This is a genomic window from Streptomyces sp. NPDC034049 (assembly GCF_055575575.1).
Window position 1 is genome coordinate 64,759 of sequence record NZ_JBVISJ010000012.1, and the last position, 17,395, is coordinate 82,153.

Annotated in this window: 14 protein-coding genes and 1 pseudogene; 10 read left to right on the forward strand and 5 right to left on the reverse strand. The window is 71.8% G+C overall.

The window, feature by feature from the left end; all coding sequences use genetic code 11:
- Positions 1-138 precede the first annotated feature (138 nt).
- Positions 139-1,494, reverse strand: coding sequence for an aminotransferase class III-fold pyridoxal phosphate-dependent enzyme (locus tag ACZ52C_RS29865; RefSeq protein WP_469077663.1), 1,356 nt, complete (start codon positions 1,492-1,494; stop codon positions 139-141).
- A 346-nt stretch (positions 1,495-1,840) separates the two neighbouring features.
- On the opposite strand from ACZ52C_RS29865, the gene ACZ52C_RS29870 reads away from it, so the two are divergent.
- On the forward strand, positions 1,841-4,276 hold the full coding sequence (locus ACZ52C_RS29870) for a serine/threonine-protein kinase (protein ID WP_469077664.1): 2,436 nt from the start codon (positions 1,841-1,843) through the stop codon (positions 4,274-4,276).
- Between the two features lie 87 nt (positions 4,277-4,363).
- Here the strand turns inward: ACZ52C_RS29870 and ACZ52C_RS29875 are convergent, their stop codons facing one another.
- Complete coding sequence (locus ACZ52C_RS29875; RefSeq protein WP_469077665.1) at positions 4,364-5,131, reverse strand: SLATT domain-containing protein; 768 nt, start codon at positions 5,129-5,131, stop codon at positions 4,364-4,366.
- A 279-nt stretch (positions 5,132-5,410) separates the two neighbouring features.
- Here ACZ52C_RS29875 and ACZ52C_RS29880 point away from each other — a divergent pair, with 279 nt between their 5' ends.
- The 4 genes from ACZ52C_RS29880 to ACZ52C_RS29895 all read left to right on the forward strand — a co-directional run bounded on the left by ACZ52C_RS29880 (position 5,411) and on the right by ACZ52C_RS29895 (position 8,320).
- Positions 5,411-5,758 carry a YbaB/EbfC family nucleoid-associated protein gene (locus ACZ52C_RS29880; RefSeq protein WP_469077666.1) on the forward strand — a complete coding sequence of 116 codons (348 nt, stop codon included), beginning with the start codon at positions 5,411-5,413 and terminating at the stop codon, positions 5,756-5,758.
- 172 nt (positions 5,759-5,930) lie between these two features.
- Positions 5,931-6,530, forward strand: coding sequence for a recombination mediator RecR (recR, locus tag ACZ52C_RS29885; protein WP_086804188.1), 600 nt, complete (start codon positions 5,931-5,933; stop codon positions 6,528-6,530).
- Entirely contained in the window at positions 6,523-7,185 is a 663-nt protein-coding gene (locus ACZ52C_RS29890; RefSeq protein ID WP_469077667.1) for a DUF5063 domain-containing protein, read from the forward strand. The genes recR and ACZ52C_RS29890 overlap by 8 nt, the downstream gene beginning before the upstream one ends.
- Before the next feature lie 199 nt (positions 7,186-7,384).
- A complete protein-coding gene (locus ACZ52C_RS29895; RefSeq protein ID WP_469077668.1) occupies positions 7,385-8,320 on the forward strand; it encodes a M56 family metallopeptidase in 936 nt (311 codons plus the stop codon).
- Here ACZ52C_RS29895 and ACZ52C_RS29900 read toward each other — a convergent pair.
- The gene (locus ACZ52C_RS29900) at positions 8,317-9,186 is read right to left on the reverse strand and encodes an alpha/beta fold hydrolase (protein ID WP_469077669.1); all 870 of its coding nucleotides are present in this window, start codon (positions 9,184-9,186) and stop codon (positions 8,317-8,319) included. The genes ACZ52C_RS29895 and ACZ52C_RS29900 overlap by 4 nt on opposite strands.
- Before the next feature lie 222 nt (positions 9,187-9,408).
- On the opposite strand from ACZ52C_RS29900, the gene ACZ52C_RS29905 reads away from it, so the two are divergent.
- From ACZ52C_RS29905 to ACZ52C_RS29915, 3 genes and pseudogenes are all read left to right on the forward strand, one after another.
- Positions 9,409-10,440 (forward strand): hypothetical protein, encoded by a 1,032-nt coding sequence (locus tag ACZ52C_RS29905; RefSeq protein ID WP_469077670.1) that lies wholly within the window; start codon positions 9,409-9,411, stop codon positions 10,438-10,440.
- A 112-nt stretch (positions 10,441-10,552) separates the two neighbouring features.
- Positions 10,553-11,025, forward strand: a pseudogene (locus ACZ52C_RS29910) (Uma2 family endonuclease).
- Positions 11,026-11,192: 167 nt separating this feature from the next.
- Positions 11,193-11,693 (forward strand): SgcJ/EcaC family oxidoreductase, encoded by a 501-nt coding sequence (locus ACZ52C_RS29915; protein ID WP_469077671.1) that lies wholly within the window; start codon positions 11,193-11,195, stop codon positions 11,691-11,693.
- A 40-nt stretch (positions 11,694-11,733) separates the two neighbouring features.
- Here ACZ52C_RS29915 and ACZ52C_RS29920 read toward each other — a convergent pair whose 3' ends face one another.
- Both ACZ52C_RS29920 and ACZ52C_RS29925 read right to left on the reverse strand, forming a co-directional pair.
- Complete coding sequence (locus ACZ52C_RS29920; protein WP_469077672.1) at positions 11,734-13,119, reverse strand: HAMP domain-containing sensor histidine kinase; 1,386 nt, start codon at positions 13,117-13,119, stop codon at positions 11,734-11,736.
- On the reverse strand, positions 13,116-13,835 hold the full coding sequence (locus tag ACZ52C_RS29925; protein WP_469077673.1) for a response regulator transcription factor: 720 nt from the start codon (positions 13,833-13,835) through the stop codon (positions 13,116-13,118). Before ACZ52C_RS29925 ends, ACZ52C_RS29920 begins: the two co-directional genes overlap by 4 nt.
- A 331-nt stretch (positions 13,836-14,166) precedes the next feature.
- On the opposite strand from ACZ52C_RS29925, the gene ACZ52C_RS29930 reads away from it, so the two are divergent.
- Entirely contained in the window at positions 14,167-15,447 is a 1,281-nt protein-coding gene (locus ACZ52C_RS29930) for an aspartate kinase (RefSeq protein ID WP_045558122.1), read from the forward strand.
- Between the two features lie 82 nt (positions 15,448-15,529).
- Entirely contained in the window at positions 15,530-16,606 is a 1,077-nt protein-coding gene (locus ACZ52C_RS29935; RefSeq protein WP_469077674.1) for an aspartate-semialdehyde dehydrogenase, read from the forward strand.
- Positions 16,607-17,395 lie beyond the last annotated feature (789 nt).

Below are 17,395 nucleotides of genomic sequence, written 5' to 3' on the forward strand. Positions count from 1 at the left end.
CTGGGTCCCCCATCCGCGTACGCGTACGCATCCTGTGCGTGCTCTCCACGTTCTCTTACGAGCACGTCACCTTACGCGTTCGGGTTCGGGGGACAGGTTTTCGCCCTTTCTGCTCGGCACCGGCGGCTTCCCGCGGTCTCACACGGTGTGCTCGTCCGCCACGGACAGGGCCGCGTCCAGGGCGGCGAGCCCCTCCTTGGCCTCGGCCTCGGTGATGTTGCACGGGGGCACCACGTGGGTGCGGTTCATGTTCACGAAGGGCCACAGGCCGTTCGCCTTCGCGGCGGCGGCGAAGGCCAGCATGGGGGCGTTCGCCTCGCCGGTCGCGTTGTAGGGGACGAGCGGTTCGCGGGTCTCCTTGTTCCGCACCAGCTCCAGCGCCCAGAACATGCCGGTGCCGCGCACCTCGCCCACCGAGGGGTGCCGGTCGGCCAGTTCGCGCAGCGCCGGGCCGACGACGGAGGCGCCGAGGGTGGCCGCGTGGGTCACGACCCCCTCCTCCTCCATCACCTCGATCGTCGCGACGGCGGCGGCGCAGGCCAGCGGGTGGCCGGAGTACGTGAGGCCACCGGGGTAGGGGCGGCGGGCGAACGTGTCGGCGATCGCGGGGGAGAGGGCGACGCCGCCGAGGGGGACGTACCCGGAGTTCACGCCCTTGGCGAAGGTCATCAGGTCCGGTACGACGTCGAAGAGGTCCGCCGCGAACCAGGTGCCGGTCCGCCCGAAGCCGGCCATGACCTCGTCGAGGACGAACACGATGCCGTACTTGTCGCACAGCTCCCTGACCCCGGCCAGATAGCCCGGCGGCGGGACCATGATCCCGGCCGTGCCCGGCACGGTCTCCAGGATGATCGCGGCGATCGTCGACGGCCCCTCGAAGGTGATCGTCGTCTCCAGGTGCTCCAGCGCGCGGGCGCACTCCTGCTCCTCCGTCTCCGCGTGGAAACGGGTGCGGTAGAGGAACGGCGCCCAGAAGTGCACCACGCCCGCCGTGCCGGTGTCGGAGGCCCAGCGGCGGGGGTCGCCCGTGAGGTTCACGGCCTGCTGGGTGCCGCCGTGGTACGAGCGGTACGCGGCGAGGACCTTGGGGCGGCCGGTGTGCAGACGGGCCATGCGGACGGCGTGCTCGACCGCGTCGGCGCCGCCGTTGGTGAAGAAGATCTTGTCCAGGTCGCCGGGGGTGCGTTCCGCGATGAGCCGGGCGGCCTCCGAGCGGGCCTCGATCGCGAACGCCGGGGCGAAGGTGGTCATCGTGGCGGCCTGTTGCTGGATGGCCGCGACGACCTTCGGGTGCTGGTAGCCGATGTTCGTGTAGACGAGGCCGCTGGTGAAGTCGAGGTAGCGGTTGCCGTCGTAGTCCCAGAAGAAGGATCCCTCCGCGCCGGCGACGGCGAGGGGGTCGATGAGTTCCTGTGCGGACCAGGAGTGGAAGACGTGCGCGCGGTCCGCGGCCTTCACCTGGGCGCCGGTCTGGGGGTCGGGGCGAGGGGTCATGGGGTGAGGCTAGGGGCGTCGCGTGGGCGGGGGACATCGGCTTTGTGTCTGTGCGGGGCGGGTCCGGCCCGACAGTGTGTCGCCCCCACCGGGCGGACGGCCGAAAGTCAGCCCGGGACAGGACACGGGCGACGCACGCGCGCCGTTCGCGGCGGCGCCGGACGCTGTTACGGAACCGTAGACACCGCCCCATCCGCCTCCCCGTACGGCCGCACTACGATCGGTTCGTTGCGCACGTACGCGACGTAGACGACGTTGATGAGGTTGCCGACGTAGGCGACGTACCCGTACGTACGTGTACACGGGGGCGTCGGGGGCGGCACGGGGAATCAGGGGGACGGTGGCCATGGAGAAGCTCGGGCCCGGGGATCCACAGCGGATCGGGGCGTACCGGCTGCTCGCGCGGCTGGGCGCCGGCGGCATGGGGAACGTGTACCTGGCCCGGTCCGAGCGCGGCCGTACCGTCGCCGTCAAGCTGGTCCGGCAGGAGCTGGCGGAGCAGGAGGAGTTCCGGGCGCGGTTCCGGCAGGAGGTGCGGGCCGCGCGGCAGGTGGGCGGGTACTGGACCGCGCCGGTGCTGGACGCGGACACCGAGGCGGGCATCCCGTGGGTCGCCACCGGGTACGTCGCCGGGCCCTCCCTCCAGGCCGTCGTCGGCCGCGACCACGGGGCGCTGCCCGAGCGGTCGGTACGGATCCTCGCGGCGGGGCTCGCGCACGCGCTGGAGGACATCCACGCGGCCGGACTCATCCACCGGGACCTCAAGCCGTCCAACGTGCTGGTGACCATCGACGGGCCGCGCGTCATCGACTTCGGGATCGCGCGGGCGCTGGAGACCGTCACGGACGGCGGGCTGACGCGCACCGGCGCGCTCGTCGGGTCACCGGGTTTCATGGCGCCCGAGCAGGTGCGCGGCGACCGCATCACCCCCGCCTGCGACGTCTTCTGCCTCGGCTCCGTCCTCTCCTACGCGGCCACCGGCAACCTGCCGTTCGGCGCCGCCAACTCCGGTGTCCACGCCCTGATGTTCCGCATCGCCCAGGAGGAACCGGACCTGGAGGGGCTGCCGGAGGGCCTGTACGACATCGTCCGCGACTGTCTGCGCAAGGACCCGGCGGCCCGCCCCACCCTGGCCCAGATCCTCCAGCGCACCGGCGCCGAGGACACGGTCTTCGCCGGCCGCTCCCGCGACCCGTGGCTCCCGAGCGCCCTGGTGGCCCAACTGGGGCGGCACGCGGTGCGGTTGCTGGAGACCGAAAATCCGGAGGAGTCGGGGGCTGCGGGGTCGGCGGGGGAGACGGGGGACTCCCGGCAGCCGGGTGGGTCGGGCAGTGGGCCCGAGGTGCCGGGAGGTCCGCAGGGCGGCGGTCGGCCGACGGCTTCCCCGGGCCCGGCGGGACCCGACGCGGGGCCCCGCCCGGGCCCGGCGGGCCAGCCCACGCCTCCGCCGCCGACACCGCCCTCGTCTGTGCCCTCGCCTCCCTCCGCACCTCCGTCCACATCCCCGTCCGCGTCCCCGGCAGGGGGCCCGTCGGGAGCCGCCGCCGCGAATCTGGCGGCCGGTGCCGGTGCCCAGGGCTCGCAGGCGGCCGGGGTCGCGGGGCCGCCGCCGTCGGCTCCGCCCGTGTATCCGCTGGGCGATCCCCACTCTCCGTACGGCGGCTCCGGCGGCTCCGGTGCGTCCGGGGCCCAGGACGCCGGCGGGCAGCCCGGGCCGGGAACGCCTCCCGGTGCCCCCGGCTCTCCGGCCGAGCACCCCTCCGCCCAGCCCGAGGGGGCCGTACCGCCTCCGCCAGGGGCGCCGGGCGGGGAGCCGCTGGACCGGATGCCGACGCGGATCGTGGGGACGGAGGGCACACAGCCCCCGCCGCCGACCGCCCCGCCCGGACCCGCCGGGTACGGCTTCCCGCCGCCGTACACCCAGCAGCCCGCCGGCGGGTACGGGCAGCACTCCGCCCCCGGCTACGGACAGCAACCCGGCACGGCTCCCGCCCCCGGCGCCGGTTACGGATACCCGCAGAGCGGATCGCAGGCGCCGTACGGGGCGCATGGGGCGTACGGGCAAGGGCCGTATGCCGGCGGTCAGGGGCTCCAGGGCGCCGGCGGGGCGGGGCTGGGCGCGACCCCGCCGTACGGACCGGACCCCCTCTACGGGCCCGGCGCCGGGGCGGCCCCCGGCGGCCGTCCCGAACCCGAGCGCGGGAACCGGCGTTCCTCCGTGCTGCTCGTCGCCGTCGCGCTGGTCGTCGCCCTCGGGGCGGGCGGCTCGGTGTACGCGCTGATGAAGAAGGGCGGCGACGGCGGTGAGAAGGACGACGCGAAGGGCGGCACGAAGTCGAGCGCGCCCGAGACGCCAGGGCCGGCGACCGACGAGCCCACGGACCCCGGGACCTCGCCGGACCCGACCACCGAGTCGCCCGACGCCGGCACGGTCCCCGAGGGCTTCCTCGGCACCTGGAACGCCACGCTCGACGGCTCCGGCGGCTCGGACACCCGCCAACTCGTCATCCAGCAGGGCGAGGTCGGCGACACGGTGCTCTCGCTCACGGCGGACGGTCCGCTAGAAGGCGGCGGCACGTACCACTGTGTGTTCGAGGCGGCCCTGACGGACGAACCGGCCGACGCCGGTCCGCTCGAGATCGGCCCCTCCACCGTCGCCACCGGCGAACCAGCCGAGTCCTGCTCGCCCGGCGCCGCCACCACGGTCACCCTCCTGCCGGACGGCCGCCTCCGCCGCGTCGACACGGCCGGCAAGGCGGTGACGTACGAGAAGTCCGGCTGAAGCCGTTGGAGGAGGCCGGGGCGCAGCCCCGCCTTCTCAGGGGCGCGGGGAACTGCGCGAGAAGCCCCACCGGACCCGCACGTGAGGTCACCGCGCCTCCGGCGGCCGCTGGCGCGGCATGTTCGGCCGGGCGCCCGGAGGGAGCGGCACCCGGCCGTTCGCCGAGCCCTCCGGCCGGGGAACGGCACCCCCCGCCCGTACCCCCAACGGCGCCGCACCCGTGCGGAACTCCAGCATCCAGTCGGCCGTCTCGGCCCGGACCAGCTCCGTGATGTCCTCGGAGAACCGCCGCAGCACCCCGAGACACCGCTCGGCGGCCTCCCCGGCCGTCCCCTCGGCCGGTCCCAGCACCTCGCGCGCGCTCTCGGACGCCCAGTCGAACCGCAGCACCTGGAGCCGCCGCTGCACCGCCTGGGCCGTGGCGACGTCCCTCATCCACCCGGAGGTGACGCCGAAGAACCGATCCACCGCCACACACGCCGCACAGGACAGCAGCGCGAGATAGCCCCAGGGGGCGACCCCGCCCACCACGCCCGTGAGGTCGAGCAACGGCAGCGCCGCCCCGACGAGCGCCCCCGCCGCCGCCCCGATCCGCAGCAGCCGGGCCGCGAGCCGTTTCCACACCCGGTCCGCGAGATACCACGACGCGGTCTCCAGCGCCGCCCGCTCGACCCAGTGGTACAGCTCCTCCAGCCGCTCCGCCGGAGCCCCCCAGTCGCCCTGTGGGAACGGCCGCCCGGCCGGCTCCCCCACCCACGGTCCGGTCGCCGCCGTCCACGGCTCCGCCCACAGTCCGGATCCCTCACCCCGCCCGTCCTGGGGTCCCCCCTCGGGCTGCATCTCCGGCTGGCTCACCCGGCACTCCCTACGTACGTACGGCGCTCACGCACCACCCTGACGCGGCCGGACCCTTCCTACCGCCCAATGGGTGGCGAAGGTGGTGTTTTCACCGCTTATCCCCTGGAAGATGCCCTTGATCGGATATACGAATCCCCGGCCGACTCACTCGAAAGAGTGGCGCGGCAGAGGCCGTGCCGACCACGTAGGCTCGTTGCGACCGCAAGAACGTCCACGGGGGCGTCCGTAGAACCGTCCCCGCGGACCTCCGCAAGTACTCGTGCGAGGGAGCTGAACGTGATCCCCGGTGGTGGCCAGCCCAACATGCAGCAGCTGCTCCAGCAGGCCCAGAAGATGCAGCAGGACCTGGCGAGGGCACAGGAGGAGCTCGCGCGCACGGAGGTCGACGGTCAGGCGGGCGGCGGTCTGGTGAGGGCCACCGTCAACGGCTCCGGCGAACTGCGCGCCCTGAAGATCGACCCCAAGGCGGTGGACCCGGAGGACACCGAGACCCTCGCCGACCTGGTCGTCGCGGCCGTCCAGGCGGCCAACGAGAACGCCCAGGCCCTCCAGCAGCAGAAACTGGGCCCCCTCGCCCAGGGCCTCGGCGGCGGTGGCACGGGCATTCCCGGCCTGCCCTTCTGACCCCGCCCCTCGGCCCGCCCCCACCCGCTCTTCCCGCGCCCCCGGCGCGCCCTCCCCTCCGAACTCCTCCGCAGTCCCCCCGCGAGCCCATCCGAGGCCGGTACCGCCTTCCTCGGAGCGGCGGCGGCCGACTACGGTACGTACTGAAAGACACCAGGAAGGACGGCAGTCCGTGTACGAAGGCGTGGTCCAGGACCTCATCGACGAGCTGGGGCGACTGCCCGGCGTCGGTCCCAAGAGCGCGCAGCGGATCGCCTTCCACATCCTGCAGGCGGAGCCGACGGACGTACGGCGGCTCGCGCAGGCCCTCCTCGAAGTGAAGGCGAAGGTCCGTTTCTGCGCGACCTGCGGCAACGTGGCGCAGGAGGAGCTGTGCAACATCTGCCGCGACCCGCGCCGCGACCTGTCCGTCATCTGTGTCGTCGAGGAGCCGAAGGACGTCGTCGCGATCGAGCGCACCCGCGAGTTCCGGGGCAAGTACCACGTCCTCGGCGGCGCGATCAGCCCGATCGAGGGCGTCGGCCCCGACGATCTGCGCATACGGGAGCTGCTGGCCCGCCTGGCCGACGGCACGGTCACCGAGCTGATCCTGGCCACCGACCCGAACCTGGAGGGCGAGGCCACCGCCACGTATCTCGCCCGCATGATCAAACCCATGGGCCTCAAGGTCACCCGCCTGGCCAGCGGCCTCCCGGTGGGTGGCGACCTGGAATACGCGGACGAGGTGACCCTCGGCCGCGCCTTCGAGGGGAGACGATTGCTGGATGTCTGACGCCACACTGCACGCGACGAACCTGAACCCGGACGACTTCGCGGTCCAGATCGCGGACCAGATCGAGAGCTTCCTGGTCGCCGTCACCGAGGTGGCCAAGGGCGACGAGCCGGACTCGGCCGTCCCCTTCCTGCTGCTGGAGGTCTCCCAGCTGCTGCTGGCCGGCGGTCGCCTCGGCGCGCACGAGGACATCGTGCCGGACGAGCGTTACGAGCCCGACCCGGGTTTCGAGCCGGACGTGGACGAGCTGCGCGAACGCCTCGCCGTGATGCTCGACCCGGTCGACGTCTACTCCGAGGTCTTCGACCCCTACGAGCCCCGCAAGGCGCCGGTCCCGGCCCGGATCTCCGACGACCTCGCCGACGTCATCGCCGACCTGCGCCACGGCATGGTCCACTACCGCGCGGGCCGCACCACCGAGGCCCTGTGGTGGTGGCAGTTCTCCTACTTCTCCAACTGGGGTTCCACCGCGTCGGCGACCCTGCGGGCCCTGCAGTCCCTCGTGGCGCACGTCCGGCTGAACCAGCCGCTCGCCGAGCTGGACGGCCTCGACACCGACCAGGAACTGATGGGCGACGAGACCCTGGAGTTCGAGGCGGGCCAGGTCATGGCGGAGGAGATCGCGGGCCCGCTGGGGCTGGGCAAGGCGAAGTAGCCACACCGCCCCCGGGCGCCCCGCGACGGTGCGGGGGCTTGCGCGGGGGTGCTGCGCGTGCGAGGACCGGCGGTAGCGTAGGCACCGTCGGCGTACGACTGTGTCGTCGTACGGCGGCCCGTGTGCCTTCCGCACCTGCTCGTACCCCGCACCTGCTCGTACCCCGCCCCACCCCCCGACAGGAACCGGACCCAGTGACGTGACCGTTCTCCTGCTCCTCCTCGTCGCCGTGGCTCTGACCGCCGCCGTGCTGGGCCCCCGTGCCCTGGTGAAGGCCGTGTGGCCCGAGCGGGAACCCGTGGTCGCGCTGTGGGCGTGGCAGTGTCTGGTGGCGGCGGCCCTGCTGAGCTGTCTCGCCGCGCTGGTGCTCGGGGCGGCGGCGGTGTTCGAGACGGTGCGCACGCATGCCTTCGCGCCCGCGCCCCCGGCGGTGACCGCCGCGTACGACCTCACGGCCGCGCCGCCCTGGACGGCCGTACTGACGCTGGCGCTGGCCCTCGGGGCGGCGTGGAGCGGCGCGATGCTGGCGCGGGAGCTGGTCGATGCCCGGCGCCGGCGGCAGCTGCGCCGCGCGCACCTGCGGGAGCGGGCCCCCGACCTCCCGGCCGGGCTGCCGCAGGCGAACGGGCCGCTGCTGGTCCTGGAGGACGAGTACCCGGACGCGTGGCTCATGCCGGGCACCCCGCCCCAACTGGTCGTCACCACAGGTGCGTTGGGCAAGCTCAGTGACCGTCAGCTGGACGCCGTGCTCGCTCATGAGCTCGGCCACGCCCGCGCCCGCCACGACTGGCTGCTCCACCTCTCCACCGCCCTCGCCACGGGCTTCCCGCGCCTCCCCCTCTTCGCCCACTTCGCCGACCAGACCCACCGTCTGGTCGAACTCGCCGCCGACGACACGGCTTCCCGTCGCTGCGGCCACCTCACCACCGCGCTGGCCCTGATCGAACTGAACCAGCACCGGGGCGTGTTGAGCTGCTCCAACACCCGCCGCCTGCTGGGCGACCGGGTGGAGCGCCTGCTGGAGCCGCCGCCCCGCCTGGACCGCGCCCGCCGCGCGGCCACCACGACCGCCGCCGCGCTCCTCGCCCTCCTCCCGCTCCTCATCGCGTTCGCGCCGGCGCTGGGGACGCTCTAACCGGCCGACCGAACCGTCAACCGTTCCCCCGAGTGGTCCCGGAGGAAATCCATCAGTACGGCGGTGAGTTCGGCGGGGGCGTCCTCCTGGACCAGGTGCCCCGCACCGGAGATCGGCTCGAATCGGGCCCCCGGGATGCGGGCCGCCAGTTCCCGCCCCTTGGCCAGGGGGATCCAGCTGTCCTCCTCGCCCCAGCACACCAGCGTCGGAACGCCGATCTCCCCGTAGAGCCCCTGGACCTCATCCGTGTGGGCCTGGTTCGCCTGCGCGATCTGCCGGTAGAAGGCGGGCTGTCCGTGCTCGCCGAGCCACGGCTCGACGAGCCGGTCGAGGACGGTGGGGTGCAGTCCCGGCCCGCTGGCGGAGCTGACGTACTCCCGTACGAGGGCCCGGTGCAGGGAGGGCGGCAGCTGTTCGAAGACCTCGGCGTGCCTGCCGAGCAGCCGGAAGGAGGGCGATCCCCAGGGGGCGAGGGCCACGGGGTCGACGAGGGCGAGCGCGCGGTAGCGGGCGCCGTGCAGGAGATGGGCCCGCAGGGACACGGCTCCGCCGAAGTCATGGGCCACCACCAGTGGTTCCTCCAACCCCCACTGCCTCAACAGCTCGGCGAAGACCCACCCCTGAGCGGCCAGGGAGACATCCTGACCGGCGTGCATGTCCGACTCCCCGTACCCGGGCATGTCCCACACGAACACCTGGTAGCGACCGGTGTCGGCCAGTGCCTGGGCCATGCCGCGCCAGACGTAGGAGGAGAAGGGCGTGCCGTGACAGAGCACGACCGGAGCCTGCCCGTCCTCCCCGATCCGGCCCCACCGCACGGCCCCCGACGCACTGGGAAAAGTCTGAGTCAGCAGCACTTCGCTCATGGAGGTCTGTTACCCCACGGAACGCCTCGGTCACTGCCTTGGCCGACAACTCTGGTTCCCCGTACGGGGTTCCGGCGTCGGCTGTTCGCGGCATCTGACCACATAGATCGGCCCCGGCCGGTGCGCCAACACCAGTGCCAGGGCCTAGACCTACGGATCGACGGAGACTCGATCGTGGCTTACGCCCAGCCTAGTGCTGCCCTGCCTTCCCCGTCCCACCCGATGGCCAAGACGGGTTACGGAAAACGCTCCGTGGGTGACGAAGACCCGCACGCGGACCCGAACTTCGCACACCTGAGCCCCCGCGACGCCGAGATCGCCGTCTTCATCGACCACCTTGAGGACGGCCACGCGATGGGCCACAAGGTGATCGCGGCGGAACATCCCCGCTACGGCCAGCAAGCCGTGCGCACGTCGTCGGGGCGGCTCGTCCACGCCGGCCATCTGCGCTGGATCAGGGAGCACCTCACGATCGAGGACAACTCGATGCGATGGGTGACGCGGACCTACTGGTCGCGAACGCCCAGGTCGGTGGAGTGGTGGGCGGACTTCGTGCGGGAGCGCGACGGCAGGGACGTGACGGAGCACTACCGGTCCGGACTGGCCCGGGTCGAGGAGAGCGACCCCGCGGAGCCGCCGACCGAGTGCGTCGAGTCCGCTGAGCCCGCCGAGCAGCTTGCCGACCCTGCCGCGCCCGACAGGGCGGACGCTCCGGCCCCGGAGCCCAGCACCGCCTACCGGACCCTCGCCGAAGTCCGCTCCGCGGATCCCCGTATGCCGCTGTCCCACGCCGACTGCCATTCCCTCGAATCCCTGGTCACGGAGTGGCTGTCGCGTGGCGCGACGCCGCACGACGTCACCAGGGCGTTGACGGACGGACTGCCGCCGGACGTGACCAACCCGGGCGGATTCGCCCGCAAGCGATTGGAGAACAAGATGCCCCCGATGAAGCCCAAGAAGGCGAAGATCCGGCAGAAGGCCGCCCGCAGGGCGCGCGTCGATCGCGTGGTCATGCTCTGCGGCATGTGCCAGGCGGACGAGCGCACCGTCCAGCTCGTGAACGGGCTGTGCCGTGAGTGCCTGGCGCTGTGCGAGGCGGAGGGGCCGATGCCGGTGTACGGCCTCGTCCCGGACACGTTCCTTCCCGGCCCGCGTGATGCCGACGGTGGCCTGCGGGGCGCCGACGAGGTCGTGGACGTCACGGCGTGGGCCGAGGAACTGCGCAGGGCCGGCCGCCTGGGGCGCTGGAAGTGACCTCACCCAGGGCGCAGGGCGGGTCCGCGATCGGCGACCCGTCGGACGGGAGGGACGTATGAGCGTCCAGGACGTGCCGGTCAGGGCACCATGGAGTCAAGGAGGCGACGACATGACCCCCAGGACCGAGCACCGGCCGCAGATGTCCGTCGAGGAGTTCGAGGAACTGGAACGCCATGCACCCGAGATGGTGCGGCTGGAGTTCATCAACGGGAAGGTCCAGGTCAAGCCGGGGACCGACGGCAGCCACGACCAGATCATCGCCTGGTTGCAGCGGCTGTGCATGCAGCACCGTCCCGAGCTGTGGCTCTACGGGGACCGTGGCGTGAAGGTCGAGGAACACCGGAAGGGGCGGGCACGCCCGGACGGCTTGCTCGCGCCGTTCGGATTCCCGGCTACGCCGCCGCAGGCATCCCTGTCCACCTCCTCATCGACCGCGACGACGGCTCGGTCGTCGTGTTCAACCAGCCGGAGGGTGGACGCTACCGGCACGAGGAGAAGTTCGCCTTCGGGGCCACGCTCGAGCTGCCCGACCCGGTGAGCATCAGCCTCGACACCGAGCACCTCAAGGGGTACGTGGACTGACCCGTCGCCAAGTCACTGACCCGTCACCCTCCGTGCTTTGGGGGAGCCCTGTCCGCCCCCTGTACGTCTCCTGCACAGCCCCTAACCGGCGTCACGCGAATCTTGAGTCACTTCCACCGCACAGAAAGCGGAGGCAGTAACACCTCAACCTCGCACGGGAGATCGCGATGACCCGCAAGAACCGGATACGCGCCGCCATCGTCACCGCCACCGCTCTGGTCACCGCCGGCACGGTCACCGCCGGTGTCAGCATGGCCGGGGCCGAGGCCGCGCCGAAGAAGCCCTCCAAGAAGGAGATCGCGGCGCTCTTCGACGGCTGGAACAAGGCGCTGCAGACCGGCAACTCCAAGAAGGTCGCGGACCGTTACGCGAAGGACGCGGTGCTCCTGCCGACCGTCTCCAACAAGATCCGCACGGACCGCGCGGGCCTCATCGACTACTTCGACCACTTCCTGAAGAACAAGCCGGTCGGCACGAAGACCAAGACGATCATCAACGTCCTGGACGCCAACTCGGCCATCGACACCGGCTCGTACTACTTCGTCCTCACCGACCCGAAGACCGGCGAGAAGAGGCGCGTCGACGCCCGCTACACCTACGAGTACGAGAAGCGGAACGGCGTGTGGAAGATCGTGAACCACCACTCGTCGGCGATGCCCGAGGGCTGATCGTCAGCCCCCCAGTCGTGGCTGAGCCACACCCCCCGGCTCAGCCACTCCCCTGCCGCGCCGCGCGCAGCGTGAGCGCGACGCACAGGCCGCCCCCGGGCGCGTCTTTGAGGGCCACGGTCCCGTTGTCGTCAGTGACGAGTTGCTTGACGACGGCGAGGCCGAGGCCCGACCCGGACTTCCCGGTGAGGCCCTGACCGCGCCAGAAGCGGTCGAAGGCGCGGGACTTCTCGGCGTCCGACATACCGGGCCCCTCGTCCAGCACCGACAGCACCACCTCGTCGCCCCGGGTCTCCACCGAGACCGTGATCGTCGCACCGTCCGGCGAGACCTCCAGGGCGTTCGAAAGCACGTTGTCCAGGACCTGGTCCAGATGACCGGGACTGGCCAGCACAAGCGGCCGGCCGTCGGCACTCCCCCTGAGCGTGATGGTGACTCCGCGCTCGTCGGCGGCCGGTCTCCACATATCCAGGCGCTCCTGGATGACGTCCCGCAGGGACAGCGGTTCCGCCGCCGTCACCTTCGCCTCGGCCCGCGCCAGCACCAGCAGACCGTTGACCAGCCGGCTCATCCGGACCACCTCGGCGGTCGCCTGCTCCACGTCCTCCCGTACGAACTCGTCGTCCACCCCGTCCGCGATGTTGTCCAGCGACAGCCGCAACGCGGTGAGAGGGGTGCGGAGTTGGTGGGAGGCGTCGGCGACGAAGATGCGCTGCGACGCGATCAGCGTGTCCAGGCGCTCGCCCGCCTGGTTCAGCGTGCGGGCGAGGGTCTGGGTCTCCTGGGGACCGGTGACAGGGGAGCGGGCCGTGAGATCGCCGTCGCTCATCTTGCTCGCCATCTCGTTGAGCTGGCGGAGGGGGGCGGTCAGGCGCCGGGCGGCGAACACGCCGATGACGGCGGCGGCCAGCAGGACGACGACGGCCAGCGCCGCCCTGAAGCCCCAGATGGTCCACAGGCGGTAGGTCAGATGGTCGGTCGAGAACATGATCCGGACGGCACCGACGACCTCGTCCGTCTGCGTCCGCCCGTCCGGTGAGCGCTCGAAGGCGGGGACGGTGACCACCAGGTGCTCGCCCCAGATGAAGTCGGAGCCCCAGTCGACGGTGATCTCACCGCGCTCCAGGGCCCTGGCGAGCGCCGCGTCCGCCGTCGGCTCCCCCAGCCGCTCCGGCGCACACCTGTCGGTCGCGGTGACCTCGACCTTCTCCTCCGACGGGTACGCCCCGGCCAGCTGCGCCAACGCCTCGCAGGAGGCGGTGTCGCCCACGCCCAGCAGCCTGGCCATCGTCTTCGCCTCGCGCTGGACGGCCTCGCTGGTGTCGTCCCGCAGCTGATCCGTGAGCGTGAACGCCACGGGCACGGTGAACAGGGTGATCGCCACAGCCACGAGGAGCACGTAGCTGCGGATGAGCTGACGGATCATGACGTGCCGTCGCCCTCACGGGTGCCGCCGGTCGGCGCGGTCTCTGCGTTCACCATCAGCCGGAACCCCACGCCCCGCACCGCCTCGATCGTGATCGCCCCGGCGAGCTTGCGGCGCAGCGCGGCCACATGGACGTCGAGCGTCTTCGTCGGCCCGAACCAGTTCGCGTCCCAGACCGCCTCCATGATCTGCTCGCGCGACATCAGTGCGCCCGGCTCCTCGGTGAGGAAGGCGAGCAGGTCGTACTCCTTGGGCGCGAGCGCCACCTCCGTACCGTCGAGGTGGACGCGCGCGGCCTTGCGGTCGACGGTGAGGCGCGGGCCGTAGCGGTCGGGGCCCGCGGCGGGCGCGTCGACGGCGCGCGGCTGCACCCGGCGCATCACCGCCCTTATCCGGGCGATCACCTCGCGCACCCCGAACGGCTTGGAGACGTAGTCGTCGGCGCCGAGCTCCAGCCCGACCACGCGGTCCGTCTCGTCGCTGCGGGCGCTGATCACGATGATCGGCACCTGGCTGCGGTCCCGCAGCGTCTTGCAGACGTCGAGGCCGTCGGTGTCGGGCAGCCCGAGGTCGAGGAGGACGACGTCGTACGGGCCGTCGTACGACAGCGCCGCCCCGCCCGTGTTGACCCACTGCACCTCGAAGCCGTATCGCAGGAGTCCCCGGCGCAGGGACTCGGCGACCGGCTCGTCGTCTTCCACCAGAAGTACGCGCACGGCCATGACCCTAGTGCTTGAAAGTTGCGGTTCCGCCGTCGCGGGGCCCCGGGGTGTGACTCCAGGCACTTTTCCCCGTCCGCGCCGACTGTTCGGCGACCACTTGGGCAGGGACGTTCCCGGAGCGGTCGAGGGTCCGGGGCGAGAAGCCGGGTGAAACCGGTGGAAGGCCCGGAGAAAACCCAGGTGATCAAAGGGTGAGCGGGACATCTCACCATGCGGTACCAGGGAAGGGATATTCGACCGCTCGATAGACTGAGCCGACCGCCGCAGCACGTGTGAGCGCGTGTGTATGTGCGGATAAGGGACTGAAACGGAGCGAGGAGCGCACGTGGGCCTTGTCGTGCAGAAGTACGGAGGCTCCTCCGTAGCCGATGCCGAGGGCATCAAGCGCGTCGCCAAGCGGATCGTGGAAGCGAAGAAGAACGGCCACCAGGTGGTCGTCGTCGTTTCCGCGATGGGCGACACGACGGACGAGCTGATCGATCTCGCCGAGCAGGTGTCACCGATGCCTGCCGGGCGTGAGTTCGACATGCTGCTGACCGCCGGAGAGCGTATCTCCATGGCGCTGCTGGCCATGGCGATCAAAAACCTGGGCCACGAGGCCCAGTCGTTCACCGGCAGCCAGGCAGGCGTCATCACCGACTCGGTCCACAACAAAGCCCGGATCATCGACGTCACGCCGGGGCGCATCCGGACCGCGCTGGACGAGGGCAACATCGCCATCGTCGCCGGTTTCCAGGGTGTCAGCGCGGACAAGAAGGACATCACCACCCTCGGCCGCGGCGGGTCGGACACGACCGCCGTCGCGCTGGCCGCCGCGCTGGACGCCGAGGTCTGCGAGATCTACACCGACGTCGACGGCGTCTTCACCGCCGACCCGCGGGTCGTGAAGAAGGCCCGGAAGATCGACTGGATCTCCTCCGAGGACATGCTCGAACTGGCCTCGTCCGGTTCGAAGGTGCTGCTCCACCGCTGTGTCGAGTACGCCCGCCGCTACAACATCCCGATCCACGTCCGCTCGTCCTTCTCCGGACTGCCGGGCACCTGGGTCAGCAACGAGAAGCCAGAGTCGCAAGGGGACCACAAGGTGGAGCACGCCATCATCTCCGGAGTCGCCCACGACGTCTCCGAGGCCAAGGTCACGGTCGTCGGCGTCCCGGACAAGCCGGGCGAGGCCGCAGCGATCTTCCGTGCCATCGCGGACGCCGAGGTCAACATCGACATGGTGGTGCAGAACGTCTCCGCCGTGACGACCGGGCTGACGGACATCTCCTTCACCCTCCCCAAGACCGAGGGCCGCAAGGCCATCGACGCGCTGGAGAAGAACAAGGCCGGCATCGGCTTCGACTCGCTGCGCTACGACGACCAGATCGGCAAGATCTCCCTGGTCGGCGCCGGGATGAAGACCAACCCGGGCGTCACCGCCTCCTTCTTCGAGGCGCTGTCCGACGCCGGTGTGAACATCGAGCTGATCTCGACCTCCGAGATCCGTATCTCGGTCGTCACCCGCGCCGACGACGTGCCGGAGGCCGTGCGCGCCGTGCACACCGCCTTCGGGCTCGACTCCGACAGCGACGAGGCCGTCGTCTACGGAGGCACCGGACGATGACGGTCCGTTCGTACCGCGCGTACGACGGCGGCAGCGGTTCGTACCGCGCGTACGACGGCAGCGGTCACGGCGCACGCCGCTGATGGCCGTGGACGCCGGGCGAACCGGCAGGCCGACCCTCGCGGTCGTGGGCGCGACCGGCGCCGTCGGCACCGTCATGCTCCAGCTCCTGTCCCACCGCGCGGACATCTGGGGCGAGATCCGTCTGTTCGCCTCCCCGCGCTCGGCCGGCCGCAAGCTGGCCGTGCGCGGGGAGCAGGTCGAGGTGACGGCCCTGACCGAGGGCGCCGAGGAGGCCTTCGACGGGGTCGACATCGCCTTGTTCGACGTACCCGACGAGGTCGCGGAGCGCTGGGCGCCGATCGCGGCGGCCAAGGGCGCGGTCGTCGTCGACACCTCGGGCGCCTTCCGGATGGACCCGGAGGTGCCCCTCGTCGTCCCCGAGGTCAACCCCCACGCCGCCCGGAACCGGCCGCGCGGGATCGTCGCCAACCCCCACTGCACGACCCTCTCCATGATCGTGGCGCTCGGCGCGCTGCACGCCGAGTTCGGGCTGCGCGCGCTGGTGGCCTCCTCGTACCAGGCGGTCAGCGGCGCGGGGCGGTCCGGCGTGGACACCCTGCGCCGGCAGATCTCCCTGGTCGCCGGCACGGAGCTGGGGACCACCCCCGGTGACGTACGGCGGGCCGTGGGCGACGACACCGGGCCGTTCCCGGAGCCGGTGGCGCTCAACGTGGTGCCGTGGGCCGGGGACCTGCGCGCCGACGGCTGGTCCTCGGAGGAGATGAAGGTACGGGACGAGTCCCGCAAGATCCTCGGGCTGCCGAAGCTGCCCGTGGCCGTGACCTGCGTACGGGTGCCGGTGGTCACCGCGCACTCCCTCACGCTGCACGCCCGCTTCGAGGGTGAGGTCACCGTCGCCAAGGCGCGGGAGATCCTTGCCACCGCGCCCGGGGTCGTCCTCTACGACGATCCGGACGCCGGGGAGTTCCCCACGCCGGCCGACGTGGTCGGCACGGACCCCACGTGGGTGGGGCGCGTCCGACGGGCCCTCGACGACCCGACGGCTCTGGAGCTCTTCGTCTGCGGCGACAACCTGCGGAAGGGCTCCGCCCTGAACGCGGTGCAGGTGGCCGAGTTGGTGGTGAAGGGGGCGTAGGGGTGTGGGGCTGGCCGACGGTGCCTGAGGGGTGGGGGTTCGGGGGCGTGGGCGGCTGCGGCTGCGGGTGCGGGTGCGGCTGCGGGTGCGGGTGCGTGGGGCTTCTCGCGCAGTTCCCCGCGCCCCTGAAAAGCCGGGGCTGCGCCCCACGCTTTTCAGCCTGCGGCACCGGTGCTTTTGAGGCCTGTGGGGCCGTGGCTGTTCAGGCCCGCGGGGCCGAGGTCCTTCAGGCCCGTAGCCCCGTGGTTTTTCGGGCCCGAGGGGTCGTGGTCCTTCAGGCCCGCGAGGCTGTGGTTTCTGGCCTGTGGGGCCGTGGTCCTTCAGGCCCGCGAGGTTGTGGTTTTTTGGGCCTGCGGGGCTGTGGCCTTCGGGCCTGCGGGGCCGTGGCCCTTCGAGTCGGTGGGGCTGTGGTCTTCGGGGTCGCCGGGTTGTGGTCTTTGGGCTCGCCCGGCCGTGGTCCTTTGGGGCCGTGGGGGTTGTCTTTCGGGTCTGTGGGGGCTGTCTGTTCGGGCCCGTCGGGCCTGGTTTTCTGGGGGCGAGGGGAACCGCGCGAGAAGCCCCACTCACCCGCGCCCGCCGACGCGACCCGCACCCCCCGCCCCGCCGCGTCGGCCCTTGTCGGTGGTGCCGTGTAAGTTCTTCGAGTCGGCGGTACCCACGGGCGGAGGATTTCCGGCCGTACCGTCGCCGGATCTCCGGGTTGATTCAGGCCTCCCGGTGATCGAGGATTTTTTCTCCCCGTCCGCCGCAACCGCGCGGCGGGCGGGGAGCGTCTTTACCGGGCGCCCT

Coding starts and splice junctions, on each gene's coding strand:
- ACZ52C_RS29935 (WP_469077674.1), top strand. CDS start 15,530: ATGGCCGTGGACGCCGGGCGAACCGGCAGGCCGACCCTCGCGGTCGTG.
- ACZ52C_RS29905 (WP_469077670.1), top strand. CDS start 9,409: ATGGCCAAGACGGGTTACGGAAAACGCTCCGTGGGTGACGAAGACCCG.
- ACZ52C_RS29900 (WP_469077669.1), bottom strand. CDS start 9,186: ATGAGCGAAGTGCTGCTGACTCAGACTTTTCCCAGTGCGTCGGGGGCC.
- ACZ52C_RS29865 (WP_469077663.1), bottom strand. CDS start 1,494: ATGACCCCTCGCCCCGACCCCCAGACCGGCGCCCAGGTGAAGGCCGCG.
- ACZ52C_RS29915 (WP_469077671.1), top strand. CDS start 11,193: ATGACCCGCAAGAACCGGATACGCGCCGCCATCGTCACCGCCACCGCT.
- ACZ52C_RS29890 (WP_469077667.1), top strand. CDS start 6,523: ATGTCTGACGCCACACTGCACGCGACGAACCTGAACCCGGACGACTTC.
- ACZ52C_RS29920 (WP_469077672.1), bottom strand. CDS start 13,119: ATGATCCGTCAGCTCATCCGCAGCTACGTGCTCCTCGTGGCTGTGGCG.
- ACZ52C_RS29870 (WP_469077664.1), top strand. CDS start 1,841: ATGGAGAAGCTCGGGCCCGGGGATCCACAGCGGATCGGGGCGTACCGG.